This window comes from Streptomyces bobili, from assembly GCF_002154575.1.
GTDB lineage: Bacteria > Actinomycetota > Actinomycetes > Streptomycetales > Streptomycetaceae > Streptomyces > Streptomyces bobili.
Map to the genome: position 1 here is coordinate 1 of NZ_MUBA01000448.1, position 2,945 is coordinate 2,945.

The 2,945-nt window shown below is 72.2% G+C and carries 3 protein-coding genes; 1 reads left to right on the forward strand and 2 read right to left on the reverse strand.

Annotated features, from left to right (window positions below; genetic code table 11):
- Both BZL64_RS29820 and BZL64_RS29825 read right to left on the reverse strand, forming a co-directional pair.
- A partial coding sequence (locus tag BZL64_RS29820; RefSeq protein ID WP_143663345.1) for a response regulator occupies positions 1–400 on the reverse strand: 400 nt, incomplete at its 3' end.
- A 429-nt stretch (positions 401–829) separates the two neighbouring features.
- Entirely contained in the window at positions 830–1,456 is a 627-nt protein-coding gene (locus BZL64_RS29825; protein ID WP_167396215.1) for a DUF3000 domain-containing protein, read from the reverse strand.
- A 249-nt stretch (positions 1,457–1,705) separates the two neighbouring features.
- Here BZL64_RS29825 and hemE point away from each other — a divergent pair, with 249 nt between their 5' ends.
- A complete protein-coding gene (gene hemE, locus BZL64_RS29830) occupies positions 1,706–2,773 on the forward strand; it encodes a uroporphyrinogen decarboxylase (RefSeq protein WP_086772270.1) in 1,068 nt (355 codons plus the stop codon).
- The last annotated feature ends 172 nt before the right edge of the window (positions 2,774–2,945 follow it).

The window sequence follows — 2,945 nt, forward strand, 5'->3', positions numbered from 1 at the left end:
GAGCGGCACCGGGCCGGGTGGGGAGCCCGACGTTGGTGCGGGTGCCGGTGACGACGTAGCCCTTGACGCCGCCGGCGAGGGCGTTGCGTACGGCGCCGATGTCGTCGGCCGCGGAGAGGGCGAGCCCGTTGGGCCAGCCCGCGGCGCGGGTCTCCGACAGGAGGGTCAGGCCGGAGCCGTCGGGAAGGTGGACGTCTGCGACGCAGATGTCGCGGGGGTTGCCGATGCGGGGACGAGCCTCCGCGACGGACGAGGCCTCGATGACGTCGCGTACACCGAGCGCCCACAGGTGGCGGGTGACGGTGGAGCGGACGCGCGGGTCGGCCACGACCACCATGGCGGTGGGCTTGTTCGGGCGGTAGGCGACCAGGCTTGCGGGCTGCTCGAGGAGAACGGACACCAGGCCTCCTGGGTGGGGGACGACGGGGCCGGTTCGCGGGGGATGAAGCCGGGACGAACCGTGCTTTCAAGGTCACAGTCGTCTTCGGCACCGAAGCCTTGGTCCTTTAGAAAATGATCACGATCTAGTGAGTAACAATCCGTGCAATTCGGACGCGTGATCGATCATCCGAAGATCGAATCGGTTTGAGCGGGGGTCGTATGAGATCGAAAGTGGCCGTATCGACAAAGAGATGGTCAATGGAGGCGGCCGTTCGAGGGAGTCGGCGGTTATCGGAGCCGAACACGGCGTGTGAGCGCGGCCGACCGGCCGCCGGGGGTCGATGAGGCGGAGGCGGAGGGGCCGAAGCGGCCGAGGCGGCTGAGCCGGGAAAACAGATCCGCGGGGCCCCTGGACAGGGACCCCGCGGAATGTCTTCGATGCGCGTGGTCAGCGCGACTGCGGCCCCCGTCGTTGCGGCAGTGTCACGACCGACGCGTCCCCCGGGCCGGCCGGCGGCAGCCCCGCGACCTGGGCCAGCAGATCGCACCAGGACGCCAGATGCGCCGCCGTGTCCGGCACGCCCCCCAGCCCCTCGCGGGGCGTCCAGGAGGCCCGGATCTCGATCTGCGAGGACGCCGGACGCTCCGACAGTCCGCCGAAGTAGTGCGAACTCGCGCGCGTGACCGTGCCGCTCGGCTCGCCGTACATCAGGCCGCGTGTCTGGAGCGCCCCGGTCAGCCAGGACCAGCACACGTCCGGCAGCAGCGGGTCGACGGCCATCTCCTGCTCCAGCTCCGCCCGCACGAGGGTGACCAGCCGGAAGGTGCCGCGCCAGGCGTCGTGCCCGGCCGGATCGTGCAGCAGCACCAGACGGCCGTCGGCCAGGTCCTGGTCGCCGTCCACGACCGTCGCCTCCAGCGCGTACGCGTACGGCGCGAGGCGCCGTGGCGCCGGTGTCGGCTCGACCTCGATCTGGGGCCGCAGTCGCGCCGCCCTCAGTGCGTCGACGGCGGCCCGGAAGGGCGGCGGAGCCGCCCTGCTCGCCTCCAGGTCCTCCTCGTTCGCGTCATCCATCCCGCCCGTGCCGTCCGACAGTCGTCCCTGAGCCGCAGCCATGCGGGGAAGATTAAGGGGAACGGGAGCTTCGCGCAGGGCAAGACACCCAGGGGCGGACCTCGGACGGCTGCGCGCTGGGCGAACACGCGCACGGCCAGGGGGCGTCGGCGGGCGTGCCGCCGACGGTGCGGGGTCGGTGAGCAGGCGCTGAGGGCGCGGCCCCCGCCGGTTTCCGCACGGTTTCCGCGTCATGGGAGACTTGCCGTCGTGAGCGTGAACGAGAGCCCCGCGGGCCGGCAGCCGACAGCGACGTACGACAGCCCCTTCATGAAGGCGTGCCGGCGTGAACCGGTGCCGCACACGCCCGTGTGGTTCATGCGCCAGGCCGGGCGCTCCCTGCCGGAGTACCGCAAGGTGCGCGAGGGCATCCCGATGCTCGAGTCCTGCATGCGGCCCGAGCTGGTCACCGAGATCACCCTCCAGCCGGTGCGGCGGCACGGCGTGGACGCGGCGATCTACTTCAGCGACATCGTCGTCCCGCTCAAGGCCATCGGCCTCGACCTCGACATCAAGCCCGGCGTCGGCCCGGTCGTCGCGGAGCCGATCCGCACCCGCGCCGACCTCGCCCGGCTGCGCGACCTGACCCCCGAGGACGTCTCCTACGTCACCGAGGCGATCGGCCTGCTGACCCGCGAGCTGGGCCCGACCCCCCTCATCGGTTTCGCCGGCGCGCCTTTCACCCTCGCGAGCTACCTCGTCGAGGGCGGCCCGTCGCGCACGTACGAGAACGCCAAGGCGATGATGTACGGCGACCCCGAGCTGTGGGCCGACCTGCTGGACCGCCTCGCGGACATCACGGCCGCCTTCCTGAAGGTGCAGATCGAGGCGGGCGCCTCGGCGGTGCAGTTGTTCGACTCCTGGGTGGGCGCGCTCGCCCCGGCCGACTACCGCCGCTCGGTGATGCCCGCCTCGGTGAAGGTCTTCGAGGCCGTCGCCGGGTACGGCGTCCCCCGCATCCACTTCGGCGTCGGCACCGGCGAACTGCTCGGCCTGATGGGCGAGGCCGGCGCGGACGTCGTCGGCGTCGACTGGCGGGTGCCCCTCGACGAGGCCGCCCGCCGCGTCGGCCCCGGCAAGGCGCTCCAGGGCAACCTCGACCCGACCGTGCTGTTCGCCTCCACCGAGGCCGTCGAGACCAAGACCCGTGAGGTCCTCGACGCCGCCGAGGGACTGGAGGGCCACATCTTCAACCTCGGCCACGGCGTCATGCCGTCCACCGACCCGGACGCGCTGACCCGCCTCGTCGACCACGTCCACGCCCGGACGGCCCGCTGATCCGCCTCGCACGCCGCAGGCGCAGACGGGGGCGCCCTCAGCGTCGTACGGCCCGGTAGACGTCGGTGATACGGGGCCGGGTGTGGTCGTCGGGGCACTGGAGGGTGTCGGTGGCCATCACGTCGAAGCCGTGCCGGTCCAGGAGCTGGTGCCAGGCCGCGGTGTCCCGGGG